Genomic DNA, 17,107 nt, shown 5'->3' with positions numbered 1-17,107 from the left:
GGGGGCGACCTTCTCCTTCGCCATCGATTATTTCAGACCGATTACCCATTTCCTCACCTCTTTGCCCAGTTCTGCGACGCGTCCCAGCCGTCCCCCGCCCCCGATCTTCTCCGAAAGACGCGTAAGCGCCCACATGCCCATGCCGCCGGCCAAGATCAATCCGGCGGCAGCACCCAAAACGTCCGCCCAGCGACTCGCCAGATCCACCAGCAGGGCGGCTCCGATGACCAGCACGGCCTGCAGCTTGACGGCCCGGCTCCAGCGAAAGCCGATCATCCGCCCGCCGAGCCACCGCACGAGGGGCAGATGGAAGGCGTAAAGCGCGAGGAAGGCGACGCCGGTGGCCTCGACGCCAATCAGCGGCAGGCCGATATAGATGCCCGCCAAGAAGACCGTCATAGCGAGCGTGTCCGTTACTAGGAAGGTCTTGCCCGCACCTGTCGCCAGAAACACGAAGCCCAGCGGCCAGCTCATCACCTTCAGAATATCGCCCAGAAGCTGCCAGCGCAGGATCGCGATGGCGGGCTCGAACTCGGCGGAATAGAGCAGCCGGATCACCCAGGGCGCCAGCCCCAGCATCGCCAGCAGCACCGGCGCGCACAGCAGGAGCGCGACCTCGGTCTGCTCGTTTACCAGCCGCGCCGCCTGTTCGCGGTCCCGGATGGCGGCGGTCAGGCGAGGATAATAGTCGGTGGCCATGGCGCTGAGCACAAAGCCCAGATAGGTCATGCCGATGGTCCAGGCTGCCTGAAAATAGCCCAGCGCGTCGAGCCCCAGCTCGCGCTGCACCAGGGCGCGCGCCGCCAGATGCGCCAGCAGACTGACGACGCCGGTCGTCATGAAGGGCAGGCCCAGCACGAGCATGGCGCGCCACTGGCCCGCCATTTCCGCCAGGGGCACGCGCGGACCCACCGGCGGGCCGAGACGCGCCACATAGACAAGGCCAAGCAGGTAGCTGGCCAGGGGAGCCGCCAGGATCATAGCGATCAACGCCTGCGCGCCCCAAAGCCAGAGTAGGAGCACGCCGAGCACGGCGCCAGTGATGGCGGCACCGATATTGATCCGGGCGAGGTCACCCACCCGCCGCAAGCCGACGAGCAGCGCCGCCTGCGAGCCGGCGGCCACCGTCAACGCCACGCCGAGCGTCAGCCACGCCACATCGTCGGCTTGGCTTTCATCGGCAAGGATGGACCGCGCGATCCAGCCGCTGGCCAGCCAGAACAACGCGGCGCCGAGGCAGGCCAGCCCCAGCGTCGCCCAGAATACCGCCCGGCGGATCTGCCCGACGGCAACCTCGCCCCCCTCGACCTGCGCCGTGGCGATCTGCCGGGTCGCCACAGTGCCCAAGCCCAGCGCCGCCACGGTGGCGGAGGCCTGGACCAGGTTCATGTAGAGCCCCGCCAGACCGACCCCGGCAGGGCCGAGCAGCAGCGCCACGGCCTTCATTTTAACCAAGCCGACCGCGATGGTGATGACCTGAGCGCCACCGACGATCAAGGACGATCGTAGAATGGTGCGATAGGAAGATCCCTGCGTCATAACATGCGGATCACAGCGGCGGGATTGCCGCCCACGATCGACCGGGCAGGGACGTCGCGGGTGACAACAGCGCCGGCAGCGATCACCGCGCCGTCGCCGACCGTGACGCCCTTGAGAATTGTCGCTCGTGCGCCGATGAAGACGTCGTCGCCGATGACGACATCGGCCCGGCGCACGGCGCCGGGATTATGGCGGTCTTCAACGCTCAGGCCGTGAAAATCACTGTCGAGGATGCACACTTCCGGGCCGATCAACGCTCGATCCCCAATGGTGATCCGGCACGCCTCCGCAATTATCGTCAAGTTGTTGTTGGTCAGTACATTCCTACCGAAGCGGATGACCGCATCCGGTCCACGCGGGTTGAGAAAGCTGTAGCCGGAGAGGAAGTACGGTGATTCGGAATAGCCGATGGTCACCGGTCCGTCGAAAATGACCATCCCCGCCCCCCGCATGAGCACTGGCTGGCGTCGGGACACCGCGCCCTTCGTGGCCGTACGGCATGACGCCGCTCTGTAGAGAGCGATCCGGAGGCTCTGCTGCGGCAGGAAGACTCTGCTCAATACCCTTCTAGCGAACAGGTTCAGATGCGATAGCAACGGCCACCTCCCGAGCTGAAGACATAGCGAGGTGCGGTCCCATCGGCAGGCTGATGACCTCGTCGGCGAGTTGCCGTGCGAGCGGCAGCGCCTCGGGCTGCAACGCCAGTCCGGCATAGGCGGCCTGCATGTGCGGCGGGATCGGATAGTGAATCAGGGTGCCCATGCCCGCCGCGGTCAGCCGCTGCTGCAGGCCGTCGCGGTCGGTCGAGCGCACGACATAAAGGTGCCAAGCCGGATCGATCCCCTCGGGCGTGACGGGGAGAATGAGGCCGCTGTCCCCGAGCCCCTCGCCATAGGCGGCGGCGATGGCGCGGCGGCGGTCGGTCCACGCATCGAGATGGCGCAGCTTTACCCGCAGGACAGCGGCCTGTATCGGGTCGAGCCGCGAATTCACGCCCTGTGTCTCGTTCACATATTTCACCCGGCTGCCATAGTTGCGCAGAACACGTATCCGGTCCGCCAGGTCTGCGCGGTCCGTCGTCACCGCCCCGGCGTCGCCGAGCGCACCGAGGTTCTTGCCGGGGTAGAAACTCCAGCAGACCACATCGCCATGCGCCCCGATCCGCCGGCCCCGGTAGCGGGCACCATGGGCCTGCGCGGCATCTTCGACGACCGCCAGCCCGCGCGCCCGCGCCACCGCGAGTATCGGGTCAAGGTCGACAGGCTGCCCATAGAGATGCACCGGCAGGATCGCCTTCGTGGCGGGGGTGATCGCCGCATCGATCCGGGCCGGATCGATATTGTGGGTGGCGGGATCAGGCTCCACCGGCACGGGGCGCGCGCCGACGGCCGTCACGGCGAGCCAGGTGGCGATATAGGTGTTCGAGGGGACGATGACCTCGTCGCCGGCGCCGACATCCAGCGCCCGAAGCGCCAGGATCAGCGCATCGAGACCATTCGCGAGCCCCACGGCGTGCGCGGCGCCGCAATAGTGCGCCCACTCAGCCTCGAACGCCTCGACTTCCGGGCCGAGAATGTACCATCCGCTGGCCAGCACGCGCTGGACCGCCGCGTCGATGTCGGACTTTAGCTCGCGATAGGCGGCACCGAGGTCGAGGAAGGGAATCATCATTCGGCTCCGGTCGATACGAGGTGAGGGCCATCGGTCGCGTTCGTGCCGGATGTGTCCGGCGGACCGGCATGTTTCTCGGCGGCGGCACGGATGGCACCCGCCAGATCGATGGTCGCGCCGAGCCGCTTCGACCCCTCGACCGAGAGATGCCCCATATCCCGATAGAGGAACACGCCATCCATGGTCACATGGCAGAGTTCCGCCGTGCAGAGATAGCGGTCGAGCCAGATCACAGGCGCGATGCCCTCGAGAGCCTGCACCAGCTCGATGGACAAGGCGCTGTTTTCCCGGTGCTCCCGGACCGGAAAATCGCAAGCGTTGTCGTTCGCCCCGCTGAACCCCATCCGGACATGGCACAAGCCGAGATCCATTCCCGTTGCCGGCGGCGGCGAGACAATGACCAGCCGCTTTCCTGCTGCCGCCAACTGGCGTTGAACAGTCCCGACACGTTCGACAAGCGCGGATTTACGCTCCTCCTCGGAGACGATCACCGCGCCGTTCGCGGCGAAAAGAGTGGGGACTGCGCTCTGATTGAACGTCGCGCTCATTACCACCGTCTTTACGGAATCCTGAGACAGAATCCACTTCAAGGCCGCATCGTTGAAGGTGAGATAGGTCTGCCAGCTTGTATACGACCCATTGATGGCAGGGCCGGGAAACGGGGCGCATTGGGACAGCGTCAACTGGACGAAGGGCATGAAGGAAGCGCTGCTCGCCAGAGCAGGTGCCAGATGCATGGCGTAGCTATCGCCCCACAAGGCCAGCACGGGCGCCTCGGAGGTGCGGCACTTCGCCGACAGGGTGAAGCCTTTCGCGTCGCAGTCGCCGTGCAGGCCGTAATTCGGCGCCAACATTGCCTCGCTGTCGGCGACAGCGTCAAAAGCTATGCCCGCCGGCGCGATTCGGCCGCCGAAGCCAGCGCCGCCGACCAGTGTCCCCCCGATGGCCACGGCCAGAACAAGGCTCGCCAGCGACGCCGCCCCCACCTGCCAGCGCCGGGGAAGCCAGCGCGCGGCGCCACGGAAGGGTTTTTCGACGAAACGCCAGGTGAGCCAGGCCAGCACGAAGGTTGCGATCAGCAGCCCCCAGAGCAACGGGCCTTCGGGGCTGGCGACATTGCGGATGCGCGCGAAGGCCAGGAGGGGCTGATGCCATAGATAGAGGCTGTAGCTGATAAGGCCGATGCCGACGAGGGGCTTCAGGGCCAGGAGCCGGCCCGCGCTGTTATCGGCCCGCGCGAAGGCAAGAACAAGCGCCGCCCCAAGCACCGGCAGAAGGGTCGCGAGGCCGGGGTTCGGCGTCTGCTCGTCGAAAGACGCGACCGCAGCGGCGATCATGGCCAGGCCAAGCAGGCCGAGCAGGTCCGCAGGCCAGCCCCGGACACGGGCCAACGCCGCGCCGCCGACAGCGGCGACGAGTGCCCCGATCAGCAATTCCCAGATTCGCGACGGCAGCAGATAGAAATTGGCGGCCGGATGATGCTGCGCGCCATAGGTGGCCATGGCCAGGCTGGCCAGCACGACCAAGAGCAGGCCAGGCAGGACAGCCGCCTTCCGCCAGCGCCAGAGCACTGCGAGCGCGACGGGGAAGAACAGGTAATACTGCTCTTCCACCGCAAGGCTCCATGTGTGCAGAAGCGGTTTCAGCTCGTTGGCGGCGGCGAAGTAGCCAGCCTCGCGCCAGAACAGGATGTTGGAGCTGAAAAGCGCCGTTGCGGCCACGCTCTTGCCGAAGGCGATAAGTTCCTGCGGCAGCATCCAGGCCCAGGCGAAGGGCAGGCAGCATGCCATCACCAGAAAAAGCGCGGGCAGGATGCGCCTGGCACGGCGCTCATAGAAACGCATCAGGGAAAAACGGCCGGTCTCGAGATCATCGAGCAGGACCGAGGTGATGAGATAGCCGCTGATGACGAAGAAGACGTCGACGCCGACGAAGCCGCCCGACACGCCGGGAGGGCCGGCGTGAAACAACACGACCGGCACCACGGCGACCGCACGCAGCCCGTCAACTTCGGGACGATACTTCATGGCCTGCCCTCTTTCTTCGCAACGGAAGAAAACGGACGAATGTCATTCGGCCCGGGGGAGTCGGCAGCCGTTGAAACCGGCGCTGCGGGACGGGTTTCCGGCGACATGCCCCTCACCCCGCAAGAGCCAGCTCGGCCAGGAACGCATCGTAGGTCCGCAGATAATCCTCGGCCTCATAGGTGCGCGAGGCAAATACCAGCAGAACGGCATCGGCACTGTAGCGGTACTGGGTGCCCCAGATCATCTGCGGCATGAAGACACCGAGATCAGGACGATCGAGCGTCACCTCGCAGCGTGCCCGGCCATCGTCGAGCAGGACGCGGCAGGATCCGTGCAGGCAGATCAGGAATTGCTGGCATTGGCGGTGCGCGTGCTCTCCCCTCAGCTCCATCGAGGGAACATCGAAGACCGCGAAATAGCGCGCTGGAGTGAAGGGGACCTCGGTGGGGACCTCGCCCACCGTCAGGCCTCCACGCGAATCCGCGATCCGGCGCATCAGGTACAGCGCGCTGTCGCCGACGCCGAGCGAAACCCGCGCGGGCCGCGGCAAGTGGCCGAAGCTCGCTGTGTCGACATGGCGGGGGTCGGGCCGCCGCCCGGCCTCGGCGACGTTGAGATAGCCCACGACCTGCGCCGGATTGCCTTCGACAATGGCATTCGGCGGCACGGAGCGCAGGACCACCGCGCCCGGCCGCACCCAGGCACCCTGCCCGATCGTCACACCCTCACCGATGACGCAAGCCGCATCCAGCCGGGCGCCGGAGCGCACGACGATTCCCTCTCCGGCGAGAACCACCCGCGGGCCGAGCGTCACGCCCGGGCCGATCTCGGCGCTCTCCGGAACGACGCAGTCGGCTGGAATCCCGTTCATTGCCCGTCCGCCTCTCGCAGCACCGCCAGATGACCCGGGCGATCCGCCAGGAACCGTGCCTTCGGATAGACAAAGAACAGGTCCTGAGCGGTGCCCCCCACCTCGGTCATGCCGAAGCGGCGATAGAAGGATGTCGCATGCCTGTTCGCCGCGCGCACCTCCAGATCGGCCTGGTCGAGCCCCAGCACGTCGAAGCCGATGCCGAACGACAGGACTGCGCTCTCGAGCGCGGCCCGGCGCGGCTTGTTGCGGTCGAGAATCCAACTGCCCCAGGTGAATCCTTCCGGCCGGATGTTATAGAGCCGGACAGTACCGCAGGGCGTGCCGTCGCGGCGCTCGGCGATATAGTAGAACTCGCGTCCCTCGGCCTCGCGGCTCGTGTAGGCCTCGATCCAGCGACGCTGGTCCTCGGCCGTGCCCTGCACCGGCGAGAGGTGCTCGTTATAGGCCGCATCGGTGCGCAGCGCGTGAAGATAAGCCGCATCCCCGGGCTGGATCAGCCGCAGGACGAGGTTCGGTCCTTCCGCGCGGGCAAGGGTAAGGGCAGCGCTCACAGTCTCAGATCGCTCTCATCGTGGCCAAAGACACTCTTCAGGTCGCAGAACACGTGCGTTTCGCCGCACAGCGCCCGCAATGCGGCGGCGCCCATGTCGCGGAAGGCGGTGTGGGCCACCGCGAGGATAACGCCGTCATACGTCCGCCCCTCCGGCGCGGTGATGAGGTCGAGCCCGTATTCGTGCCGCGCCTCCTGCGCATCGACCCAGGGGTCGTGCACGTCCACGCCGACACCGTACTCCCTCAGTTCGGCGACCACGTCGACGACGCGGGTGTTGCGCAGGTCCGGGCAGTTTTCCTTGAAGGTCAGTCCCAGCACCAGCACGCGGGCGCCGTCGATCTGGATGCGCTTCTTCAGCATCGCCTTGACCATCTGGCCGGCGACATAGGCGCCCATGCCGTCATTGATGCGGCGGCCCGCCAGGATCACCTGGGGATGATAGCCGAGCGTTTCGGCCTTGTGGGTTAGGTAGTAGGGATCGACGCCGATGCAGTGGCCGCCAACGAGGCCCGGTCGAAACGGCAGGAAGTTCCATTTCGTCGCCGCCGCCCTGAGCACGGCATCGGTGTCGATGCCCATCCGATTGAAGATGATGGCGAGTTCGTTGACGAGGGCGATGTTGAGGTCGCGCTGCGTGTTCTCGATCACCTTCGCTGCCTCGGCGACGCGAATGCTTCCCACCTTGTGAGTGCCGGCGGTCACGATGGATGCGTAGAGGGCGTCGACCCTGTCGGCCACCTCGGGTGTCGATCCGGAGGTCACCTTGCGGATCGTGGTCAGGCGGTGCGCCTTGTCGCCCGGGTTTAAGCGCTCGGGGCTGTAGCCGCAGAAGAAGTCGACATTGAATTGCAGGCCCGAAACCCGTTCGAGCACCGGGACGCAGTCTTCCTCCGTCGCGCCGGGATAGACCGTGCTCTCGTAGATGACGATGTCGCCACGCTTGAGCACGCTTCCCACCGTTTCGGAGGCACGCAGCAGCGGCGTCAGATCCGGCCGCTTATGGGCGTCGATGGGGGTCGGGACCGTGACGATGTAGATCCGTGCCGCGCGCAGGTCCTCCCGATCGGAGGAGCAGCGCAGCAGATGCGCCTCGGCAAGCTCCCCCGCCGTCACCTCCAGCGTGCGGTCATGGCCGGCGGCCAGTTCGGCGATGCGCCCCTGGTTGATGTCGAAGCCGACGACCGGCCGGACCTTGCCGAACTCCACCGCCAGCGGCAGGCCGACATAGCCGAGACCGATGACGGCGAGGATGTCTTGCGCGCCGTGCGTTGCCTGAATGGTCATTTGCCGTAATACTCTCTGAACCACTCCACGAAACGCGCAATGCCGTCGCGGAAGTCTGTCTGCGGACGGTAGCCTGTCAGGCTCTGCAGAAGCTCGGCATTCGCCCAGGTCGCCGGCACGTCGCCCATCTGCATCGGCATGTAGTTGCGGATCGCCTTGCGGCCGAGGCACTCCTCGATCGCGTCGACGAAATCCAGCAAACGCACCTTGTCGGAATTGCCGATATTCACGATCCGGAACGGCGCGACAGGGGAAAGGCTGTCGCCGGGCTCGATCGCCTCCCTTGTGGCGGGACGCACCGGCGGCGTGTCGATCAGCAGCCGGATGCCGCGCACCAGATCGTCGACATAGGTGAAGTCGCGATACATGTCGCCGTGATTGTAGATGTCGATCGGCCGCCCTTCGAGAATGGCATCGACGAATTTGTAGAGCGCGAGGTCGGGCCGCCCCCAGGGCCCGTAGACGGTGAAGAACCGGAACATGGTGGTGGGCAGGTCCCACAGATGGGCATAGGCGTGCCCCATGCTCTCATTGGCCTTCTTCGTCGCGGCGTAGATGGTGAGCTGGGTGTCGGCCTTCTCGGTCTCGATGAAGGGCATGTCCTCATTGGCGCCATAGACGGAGGAGGTCGAGGCCATCAACAGGTGCCCGACCTTCAACCGCCGCGCCGCCTCCATCACGTTGAAGGTGCCGATCACATTGGAATCGAGATAGGCGCGCGGGTTTTCGAGGCTGTAGCGCACTCCCGCCTGGGCGGCGAGGTGGACGATCACCTCGGGCTGGAAGTCGTCGGCAACGGCGTCGAACCGCACCTGGTCCTCCAGCATCCCCTCCACGGCCGAGAAATGCGGGTTCTGCAGCAGCATGGCGTGGCGACGCTGCTTGAGCCGGACGTCGTAATAATCCGTCATGCCGTCATAGCCCTGGACACGGAAACCTTCCGCCAGGAGCAGCCGTGCCAGGTGAAAGCCGATGAAGCCGGCTGTGCCGGTGATGAGTACCCGGCGGAGATTAGCAGTCACAATCTGTCCCGTTCCCGTCTCAAACCGTATCGCTGTCGAGGTAGCTGAGATACCACTGCCTGGCCTCGCCTGCACGGGACGCCACAGCCGTTCTGGACCGGCTGCCGAACCAGATCCGGATCGGCCGAAGACGTTTGGGAAGCGGCAGGAAGCCTGCCTTCCTCAACATGCGGTAGTTCGGCGACCAGGGAAAGGACCAGGCGAGGACGAGATCGACCCCGCGCCCCCGCAGCCGCCCCAGTTCCGAATTCAGCAGCCCGGACAGGGAGGGCCCGCCAAGGGCTTCCATGAGATAGCCGATCCGGCCACCATGCCTGGTGGCCTCGCGCGTCGCCACCAGCGCCGGGCGCACCGAATCGGTGTCGGCGACCAAACGGTACTCGCCCGCCTGCGGCGCCTGGATCAGCCTGTGCGAGAGAAACGCACGGTCGCGCACGCTCGCGCAGCCGATTCCGGCCGCCTCGCGTTCCCACAGCACATCCGCCCAGTCGCCTATTTCCGTCACCGCCGGCAGATGTTGATCGCGCGAGAAGGCAATAGGAAAATCGAGGCCGAGCCCGGCCTTGCGAAGCAGATAGCCCGCCCTCAGCGGCTTGATGAGAAAGGGCACCTGGCCGAGGTTCCCCCAGCCGAGCTTGCCGAACCACGCCGGAGCCGCATTGTCGTTCGGAAACCCCCAGACAAGATCGGCCCCGGTCTCCCCCGCATGCGCGTCATAGGCGCGGGCGAGCTGCGTAAAGACGCCTTTGCCCCGCATGGCGCTGGAGACGAACGAGTCCACCGCCTGCAGGCCCGTCCCCGTGGCCGCACCGAACTTCATGCGCGACAATATATAGGCCGAGACGCCGGTGATGACGCCGTCCTGGCGGGCCACCGCGAAGGGACGCGGGTTCGACGCGAACGCCCATGCGATCGCCCCTTCGCCCGCCTTGCCACGGTCCATGCCGGAAACCTCGTAGGCCTCCAGCAGCTCCGGTCCGATGCCCTCGATCGATATGGACACGTCGCTCATGCCGCCCCGGCCATGGTCAGAGAGGTCATTCCGTGGGCCTCCCGCAAGGAACGGAAATGCGCGATGATCTGCTGCAGTCCCGCAAGGTTCGCCTCGACATGCCGGCCGAAATTGTGCGGGTGCCACCACAGATGGTAGCCCGCCCCGGCCCTGGCCGCGGCCGTCATGCCGAGCTTGATCGTGGCGATGTGCAGCGGGTGCAGCCGCGCCAGACGGCCCGCGCAGGGGCGCAGGAAGCGACTGGCCGGCACGTTTGCCGGGCTGCCGCCGGCCGGGGCGAAGCTGTGGGCGCCAAGAACGCCGCTATAGGCATCGACGAGCCGCAGGGCGCGGCGCGGATAGGTCTGCTCCTCGCCCTTGGCGGCGTGATAGGCCCAGCCCGGCGGATTTCCGCGATAGGTCGAAATGCCCAGCCTTGCGCATACATCGAGATGCGCCGCCGCGAACTGGTTGCGTGGGAAGACGATCGAGCCGAGCGTGATGCCGCGGCGTGAGGCCAGGCGGAGCGCGCCCTTCAGATCCGCCTCGAAGGCCTCCGGGGTCGCGCCATCCTCGAGGCAATAAAAATGCGAAAGCGTATGCGTGCCGATCTCCTGGCCCGGCGTCTGCGCGATCTGATCGATCAGCGAAGGCGCGAAATAATACGGGTCGGTCCTCTCGTCGCGGCCGATTTCGTCGAAATAGCCATAATTGGAAAACCGGGCATTGGTGTAGGCGGGCAACACCTCGGGCACGCAGTCGAGCAGCTCTTCCTTGTTCTCGCAGAAGAGGAAGCCGACAATGGCCCAGGTCGCCCGGACATCGTTCGCGGCGAACTGGTCGAGAATCTGCGGGATGGCGGTGCGGGCCCCCAGAATATTCGCGCCATAGCTCCTCCGGTCCGCATGATCCCGCACGCCCCAGAGAAGTTCGAAATCGAGCGAAATGACAAATTGGCCGCTCATAAAAGGCCACCTTTCACGGGAGCTCGTGCGCGTTGTAGCGGTTCGCAACGGCAGGGGCCATCCGTAGGCTCATTCACCGCCGCGCCACCCCGTGCCCGCCCGGCGCCGGCTCCTCGCCAATCTCGTCACGCAATGCGTCGATTTCTGCCTTGAGCGCCTCATACTCGTCGATCTTCCTCCTGAGAACCCGCCGCGCGATCTTCGCCTTCGCGGCAATCCCCATCCGCGTCAGGATGTAGGCATAGCGTCGCTTGTCCTTGGCGGCGGTGAAATTGCCGAGCTTCACCAGGCCTTTCTCGATCAGCGCGCTCAGCACGTAATGGACGCCGCCGACGCTGATCCCGACCGCTTCGGCGAGTTCCCGCTGCGACATTTCCGCGTTTTCCTGAAGCAGGCGAAGCACGCGGAGCCTTGCATCTTCCTGCAGCCTGTCGCGCCTCCCCGCCATCCCCAACGCCTCAAGCTACCGCACGAAGGCCGCCTTCTCGGCGCCGTGGCGTGGGGAGAATGGAATCGAATCCGGTACATCGTTCAATTTCGAGCGATATCACACGAAACCGGCCGCGAGAAGGGCGTAGCCACCCCGGGAGTCACTCGCAACCGCGACACTCCGCCTACGGCTTGAATTCGTCCGGCACTCAACGCTAGATGCGCATCTGTGGCGGGGTACGCGGCTTGATGAGCATTGACGAGGCAAGGGCGCACGGATTTCTGGCGCTGGTGAAGCCGAACTGCGGCCGCATAGCCGAACGGAATCTGCATCGCCAGGATTCTGCAGCCTTCCTGCCGATGGAGATCGTCACGCGACGGTCGAAGGACGGGTTGCCGCTTTCATCGCGACCATCGAACCGATCTACCGCTGCGAAGGCCGCGCCTCCTTGCATTGGGGTCCGGCCATCCTCACCGTCGCCGCCGACAAGCAAGGCGCGTTTGCCTTACCTCCGGAACGCCGTTCATGAAATCCTCGTCCTATCGGCCCGACATAGACGGCCTGCGCGCGCTTGCGGTCATCCCGGTCATCCTGTTCCACGCGGGCGCGGACTGGCTTCCCGGCGGCTTCGTCGGGGTCGACATCTTTTTCGTCATCAGCGGCTATCTCATCACGTCAATCATTTTCCGGGAGATGCAGGCGGGCGAGTTTTCCGTGCTGCGCTTCTATGAACGCCGGGTGCGGCGCATCATGCCGGCCCTCCTCGTGATGCTGCTCGTCACCGTCGGCGCGTTCCAAGTCATCTCCCTGCCGGATCAGGCGAGAGGCGCGGCGGAATCCGGGCTGGCGGCGCTCTTGTCCCTCTCCAATGTCTATTTTTGGCTCAAGACAGGGTATTTCGCACCGGCTGCCGAGTTCATGCCCCTGCTGCATACGTGGTCGCTGGCGGTCGAAGAGCAGTTCTATTTATTGTTTCCGGTCTTTCTGATCGTCGTCCACCGGCTGCACCTTCCGATCAAATATATCCTTGCCCTCGGCACCATCGTGGCCTTCTGCATCGGCCTCTGGCTTTCGTACAACAAATTTTCGGTCGCCTATTTCCTTCTCCCCGGACGCGCCTGGGAACTCACACTGGGCGGCACGATTGCGGTGGCCGGGCTGCCTGTCATCCATAACAGGCATGTGCGCGAGGTTTTGCCCGCCATCGGCGTCGGGCTGATCCTGTTTTCGCTCTTCTATATCCGCAGCGATTCAGTCTTTCCGGGATGGGTGGCGCTGATGCCCTGCGGCGGCGCCGCGCTGATTATCCTGGCCGGCGGCCATTCCTGGGTCGCCCAGCGGGTCCTTGGCTCAGGCACGCTCGTGTTCATCGGACTCCTGTCGTATTCGGCCTATCTCTGGCACTGGCCGTTGCTTGCGGCGGTGCGGATTCACTTGGGTATCAACCTGAGCGCGGCTGCAGCGACAATCGTTGTCATCCTCACCTTCGCCGTCGCCTTCCTGTCCTGGCGCTATGTGGAGATGCCCTTCCGCAACCGGCGCGTAACGCCGAACCGGCGGGCTCTTGGACTTGTCGGGGCGGGCTCGGCGGCCTTCGTTGCGCTCGCGCTCGTTTCCATCGCGGCCGATGGCTTCCCTTCCCGGCTGAACGAGCGCGGCCGGGAGGCGCTCGCCGGCAAGGGGGACATTGATCCGCTCGACTCCATCTGTCCGGAGGGGGGCTTCCATGCCGAATGCCGGTTCGGGAATCCTGACGCGCCTGTCAGCTACGCCGTCATCGGCGACAGCCATGCGTCTGCAATCCGCGCGGCGGTCGAAACGTCCGACATCATGGGCGACACCGCCGGCACGCTGCTTTGGGATCCTGGGTGCCCATTGCTGGATGGTGCCGAGAGGTTGGGCTCTGAACCAGAGTGGACCGCTACCTGCAACGGCTTCAAGGCTCGGGTCTGGGAGTTCCTGCGCGACAACAAGAACCTCACCACTGTCGTCCTCGCGGGGCGCTGGGCCGGCCTTTGGACCGGCGTGAGCAATGAGGTGGGAGGCGCACTCAGAGCCCGATTGACCGATGGGGAAACCGTTTCCGCCTCTCCCGAAGAAACGAAGCGGGTTTTCGCCCGCAGCCTGACACGCACGCTCGAACGGCTGTCGAAACTTGGCCTCAAGACGATCATCATTGGCCAGGTGCCGGAGCAGGGATTCGACGTGCCTCGCGCAGCCGCCTTGGCCCGGCTCTTCGCGCTCAATGACCCTGGCGGCGTTGCCCGGCAGGAGGTCGAGGAACGGGCGGGCGAAGTCGATACGGTCCTTGCCGAGCTCTCCGCGGGACGAAACGGGGTGAAGTTGCTTTCCATCTGGCCGGTCTTCTGCGGCCCCAAATCGTGCGGAATCGAGCGGGACGGAAAGCCGCTCTATGTCGACGACGACCACCTCTCGCACTGGGGTGCCATAACAGTCGCGGCGCCGGCGCTGGCTGCGGCCATGACGCCACCTCGCTCCTTGGCGCTCCCGTGAAGAACCTGGCCCATAGCGTGTCCCTCTCCAATGGAGATAATGATACGCCATCACACTGTGGGACTAAACACCTAGGCCGTGTTGACAAAAGGGATTCCCAAATCGCTGTCTGACTGATTCAAGGCTTCCGTTCAGAGGGGGCAGATTTGGCTCGGGGCGATCTGACGGATGATTGAGTGGGCTGTGGTTGGGGCATTGTTGCCGGCCGAGCGTGGCCGGTGGTCCCGGCCGGCCCTGGACAATCGCCGTTTTCTGAACGGAATGCTCTACGTGCTTCGGGTCGGCTGCCCCTGGCGCGACATGCACGAACGCTATGGCAATTGTAACTCGGTCTATGTCCGGTTCCGTCGCTGCGCCGAGCAAGGGGTGTGGGACGCCTTGCTGGAAACGTTGGTCGAGCTTGGGCTCACCGACGACTGGCAGCATATGATCGACAGCACCACGGTGCGTGCGCGGCCACTCTCTGGCAGCGGGCGCAAAAGGGGGTCTCATAAGGAAGGTTCTGGTCGAAGCCGCGGCGGCCTTAAGAGCAAAATCCACGCCCGCGCAGATGGTCAGGGACGCCCTTTCGGCTTCGTGCTCACCGGCGGTGCCCGCAAGCGGTCGATGGTCGATCATGTGCGCGCAACCTGGCAGGTGAGCATCCGTCGCGCTTGCCGTGCTCTGCCAGTCGAGCGTTCGACCTATCACTACCGCTCCCGACGGACCCGGCAGGCCGGCCTCATCAAACGGATCAAGGAGATCGCCGAGACGCGCATGCGTTACGGCTATCGACGGATTCGACTTCTCCCGTCCGGGCAAGCCGACGGACAATGCGTTCATCGAGTCGTTCAACGGCAAGTTCCGGACCGAATGCCTCAATGCCCACTGGTTCATGAGCCTGGCCGATGCCCGGGAAAAAGTGGAGGCTTGGCGTAGAGACTACAACGAGCTACGACCTCAGAGTGCGATCGGGAATAAGCCCCCGATATCGCTCGTCGATCGGCCACCGGCATGCAGCCCTACGGTGACCCGGTTCCCCCCTGGAGGCGGCCAGCAGGCCGGTCCAACATCGGGGGTAGGCTCACCAGCCGCCAGAACGAACTCACCGCTGGATACAAGTTGGGGGCAACGTCAGCCGCCGGGCGCCGTACGAGACCGCCGGACGATCTGCGGCACGGCATCGGGACATTTCCGCCGCCTCGGCGGCCACCTCCCGCCGCCGGGTCGGCCAGGCGTCATGAAGGCGCAGCACAGCGCGAAATACGCCATCATCGCCGCCGTGCGCAGCGGATAATCGACGAAAGAATGGAGCAGAAGCGTGAGAACGGCGACCGACGCGCACTGCTGCAGCAGCCTCTTCTGCGGACCGCTGCCCGACGCAGGGGCCAGCCAGATGCGGTAGAGCCGCTCGCCGAACCAGACAAGGAAAAGCGCAATCAGGACAAGGCCCGGCAGGCCCGTTTCCAGAAAGAACTCGAGCCAGTCGTCATGGGCGCGGTTGACGTATTGCGCCGTCAGACCGTCGGTGGGCTCATAGACCGGGAAGACCGCGGTGAAGGTTGCGAGGCCCGTCCCGAAAGGCAAAGCCTCGATCGCCGCGCGCCACGTCACCTCGTTGAACATGGAGCGCAGCCGATCCGCCAGGCCCTGTTCGAAGCGGACCAGGAAGCGCTCGGCGCCGAGTTGGCCCACCAGCAGCAGCAGCCCGGCCAGCCCCAGCACGAGAAGCCCCCCCACCCGCCGCGAGCGCACCTCGCGGCCCCTGAGGCAGGCCGAAATGGTCGGCGCCATGGCGACAATACCGGCGAGAGCGACCAGCAGCAGCAGGATGCCCGCCCGCGAGCGAGCCAGCGCGAGACCGGCCATGACGAAAACAGCCATGGCACACGCGCCGGCCAGCCACAGGGCCCGGCTGGACATGGGGGCCCTGCCGAGAAAGATGTTTCCCGCCCGCCCCACATGCCAGGCGACGCCGATCAGGAAGGTCACGTAGAGCTGGGCGGCAAAGTGGTTGCGGTTGGCGAAGAAGCCGACCGCCTCGGTTCGGTTGCTGATCTCGAAGAAGCGCAGCGCGCTCGCCGGCCCCTGCGTCACCTGGGCAATGCCCAGAGCCAGGGAAATAAGGCCGAACAGCACGGCCCAGCCGGCAAGCTGCACGCGCCGTTCCACCTCCAGCAGCGCCACCAGCAGAAACAGCGCGAGCGGTGGAAGTACGGCCGGTAGCGCTGCGAGGCTTGCGGCGGGGTCGATGGAGGAACTTCCCGTCCATGCCGTTCCATCGAGAGGGAGGCCGCCACCCGCCACGATGCGGGCCGAGAGCCCCTCCCAGCCCGGCGCTCCGAACAAGGGCAGGAACTGCGCCACCGCGATGAGCAGCCCGACGATCGCCAGGCCCAGCGCGCACGCTGTGCCGAAGGTCAGCCGGGCACCAGCCGGGCGCGCCTGAAGGCGATCGGTCCAGAGCCAGGCCGCGAACGCAAGGAATGGAATGGCAGAGAACTGCAGAAGCACATCCGCGAAATAACCCGCGCGGGTGGCACCACCGAGAACGATGTTTGCCGCAAGCAGGAAAACCGACGCGAAAAACGTCGGCCCATCGTTGCCCTGTGGCTTCACGAACAGAGCCGTCCGCTCCGTCAAGGACTGACGGGGAAGAACGGAATCCTGTTGCTGCTGCTGTCGGAGACCGCAATCGCCGCCGCGATGCCCCCGCCGACGGCGACCGCCCCCACAATGACCGCACCTGTCTCGTCGAGAACGAAGCCGCAGCCGGGAGCGCGAAGCGTCTCGGTCGTCGAACCCGGCACGGTCACCATGCGCTCATTTCCGAAATCGACCACAGCGCTGCCAGACCCCTGAACCGCCACCTTGTCGCCGTTCTTGAGGGAGGCTCCGACGACGCCGGGCGTAAAACCCTGCCCCTTATCGACGAAAACCGTGCCGACGACCTCCGTTAGCGTACCGGCCGTCTGGCACTCATCCGCCACTGCTGATCCAAGGGCCACAATTGAGGCGAACCCAACAATGGCCACGACCCGTAATAAACGCTTCATAGCCCCCTCGAAAATTCGCCCACCAAACGCAATCACGAACGGTGTACGCTCGAGCATCTCCACCTTGTAACACAGGGAAATCAGCGTGCCCACAGGGCAATTTCAGCGCGCAGTGACAGGAAGGCGACAAATCCGGACAGACAAAACCCAAGTTCGGCAATCGAGCCAACGCATTATGGCATATACGCACTTGCCCGCCGCC

Annotated in this window: 13 protein-coding genes and 3 pseudogenes; 3 read left to right on the top strand and 13 right to left on the bottom strand. The window is 65.3% G+C overall.

Translation table 11 applies throughout. The features are described from left to right. Nucleotides 1-27: 27 nt before the first annotated feature. The 11 genes and pseudogenes from EV667_RS21490 to EV667_RS21440 all read right to left on the bottom strand — a co-directional run bounded on the left by EV667_RS21490 (nucleotide 28) and on the right by EV667_RS21440 (nucleotide 11,374). Entirely contained in the window at nucleotides 28-1,539 is a 1,512-nt protein-coding gene (locus tag EV667_RS21490) for an O-antigen translocase (RefSeq protein WP_131837375.1), read from the bottom strand. Continuing rightward, a pseudogene (locus tag EV667_RS23290) lies at nucleotides 1,536-1,703 on the bottom strand (DapH/DapD/GlmU-related protein); the annotation flags it as partial. The pseudogene EV667_RS23290 and the gene EV667_RS21490, both read right to left, overlap by 4 nt. Before the next feature lie 403 nt (nucleotides 1,704-2,106). Then, nucleotides 2,107-3,207: a DegT/DnrJ/EryC1/StrS family aminotransferase gene (locus EV667_RS21480; RefSeq protein WP_207907839.1), complete on the bottom strand. Its 1,101-nt coding sequence runs from the start codon at nucleotides 3,205-3,207 to the stop codon at nucleotides 2,107-2,109. Further along, a complete protein-coding gene (locus tag EV667_RS21475) occupies nucleotides 3,207-5,237 on the bottom strand; it encodes an acyltransferase family protein (RefSeq protein ID WP_131837372.1) in 2,031 nt (676 codons plus the stop codon). Before EV667_RS21475 ends, EV667_RS21480 begins: the two co-directional genes overlap by 1 nt. 112 nt (nucleotides 5,238-5,349) lie before the next feature. Continuing rightward, on the bottom strand, nucleotides 5,350-6,108 hold the full coding sequence (locus tag EV667_RS22765; RefSeq protein ID WP_131837371.1) for a WxcM-like domain-containing protein: 759 nt from the start codon (nucleotides 6,106-6,108) through the stop codon (nucleotides 5,350-5,352). Beyond that, nucleotides 6,105-6,662 (bottom strand): GNAT family N-acetyltransferase, encoded by a 558-nt coding sequence (locus EV667_RS21465; protein ID WP_131837370.1) that lies wholly within the window; start codon nucleotides 6,660-6,662, stop codon nucleotides 6,105-6,107. Before EV667_RS21465 ends, EV667_RS22765 begins: the two co-directional genes overlap by 4 nt. Continuing rightward, the gene (gene tviB / locus EV667_RS21460; protein ID WP_131837369.1) at nucleotides 6,659-7,948 is read right to left on the bottom strand and encodes a Vi polysaccharide biosynthesis UDP-N-acetylglucosamine C-6 dehydrogenase TviB; all 1,290 of its coding nucleotides are present in this window, start codon (nucleotides 7,946-7,948) and stop codon (nucleotides 6,659-6,661) included. The genes EV667_RS21465 and tviB overlap by 4 nt, the downstream gene beginning before the upstream one ends. Continuing rightward, nucleotides 7,945-8,970 (bottom strand): NAD-dependent epimerase/dehydratase family protein, encoded by a 1,026-nt coding sequence (locus tag EV667_RS21455; RefSeq protein WP_131837368.1) that lies wholly within the window; start codon nucleotides 8,968-8,970, stop codon nucleotides 7,945-7,947. The genes tviB and EV667_RS21455 overlap by 4 nt, the downstream gene beginning before the upstream one ends. A gap of 19 nt (nucleotides 8,971-8,989) precedes the next feature. Continuing rightward, nucleotides 8,990-9,982, bottom strand: a complete 993-nt coding sequence (locus EV667_RS21450; protein ID WP_131837367.1) for a GNAT family N-acetyltransferase — start codon at nucleotides 9,980-9,982, stop codon at nucleotides 8,990-8,992. Next, nucleotides 9,979-10,926 carry a polysaccharide deacetylase family protein gene (locus EV667_RS21445; RefSeq protein WP_131837366.1) on the bottom strand — a complete coding sequence of 316 codons (948 nt, stop codon included), beginning with the start codon at nucleotides 10,924-10,926 and terminating at the stop codon, nucleotides 9,979-9,981. Before EV667_RS21445 ends, EV667_RS21450 begins: the two co-directional genes overlap by 4 nt. 73 nt (nucleotides 10,927-10,999) lie before the next feature. Continuing rightward, nucleotides 11,000-11,374, bottom strand: a complete 375-nt coding sequence (locus EV667_RS21440; RefSeq protein WP_131837365.1) for a MarR family EPS-associated transcriptional regulator — start codon at nucleotides 11,372-11,374, stop codon at nucleotides 11,000-11,002. 507 nt (nucleotides 11,375-11,881) lie between these two features. Between EV667_RS21440 and EV667_RS21435 the strand changes: the two genes are divergently transcribed. The 3 genes and pseudogenes from EV667_RS21435 to EV667_RS22760 form a co-directional block, all read left to right on the top strand. Then, nucleotides 11,882-13,870 (top strand): acyltransferase family protein, encoded by a 1,989-nt coding sequence (locus EV667_RS21435; protein WP_131837364.1) that lies wholly within the window; start codon nucleotides 11,882-11,884, stop codon nucleotides 13,868-13,870. Nucleotides 13,871-14,038: 168 nt separating this feature from the next. After that, a pseudogene (locus tag EV667_RS22655) lies at nucleotides 14,039-14,410 on the top strand (IS5 family transposase); the annotation flags it as partial. 241 nt (nucleotides 14,411-14,651) lie between these two features. Then, a pseudogene (locus EV667_RS22760) lies at nucleotides 14,652-14,837 on the top strand (integrase core domain-containing protein); the annotation flags it as partial. A gap of 146 nt (nucleotides 14,838-14,983) precedes the next feature. Here the strand turns inward: EV667_RS22760 and EV667_RS21425 are convergent. Both EV667_RS21425 and EV667_RS21420 read right to left on the bottom strand, forming a co-directional pair. Beyond that, nucleotides 14,984-16,468: an O-antigen ligase family protein gene (locus EV667_RS21425; RefSeq protein WP_245516316.1), complete on the bottom strand. Its 1,485-nt coding sequence runs from the start codon at nucleotides 16,466-16,468 to the stop codon at nucleotides 14,984-14,986. 20 nt (nucleotides 16,469-16,488) lie between these two features. Continuing rightward, complete coding sequence (locus tag EV667_RS21420; protein WP_245516315.1) at nucleotides 16,489-16,998, bottom strand: hypothetical protein; 510 nt, start codon at nucleotides 16,996-16,998, stop codon at nucleotides 16,489-16,491. Nucleotides 16,999-17,107 lie beyond the last annotated feature (109 nt).

The organism is Ancylobacter aquaticus (genome assembly GCF_004339465.1).
GTDB lineage: Bacteria > Pseudomonadota > Alphaproteobacteria > Rhizobiales > Xanthobacteraceae > Ancylobacter > Ancylobacter aquaticus.
Note: the sequence above shows the minus strand (reverse complement) of the source record. Positions and strands in the feature narration are given on the sequence as shown.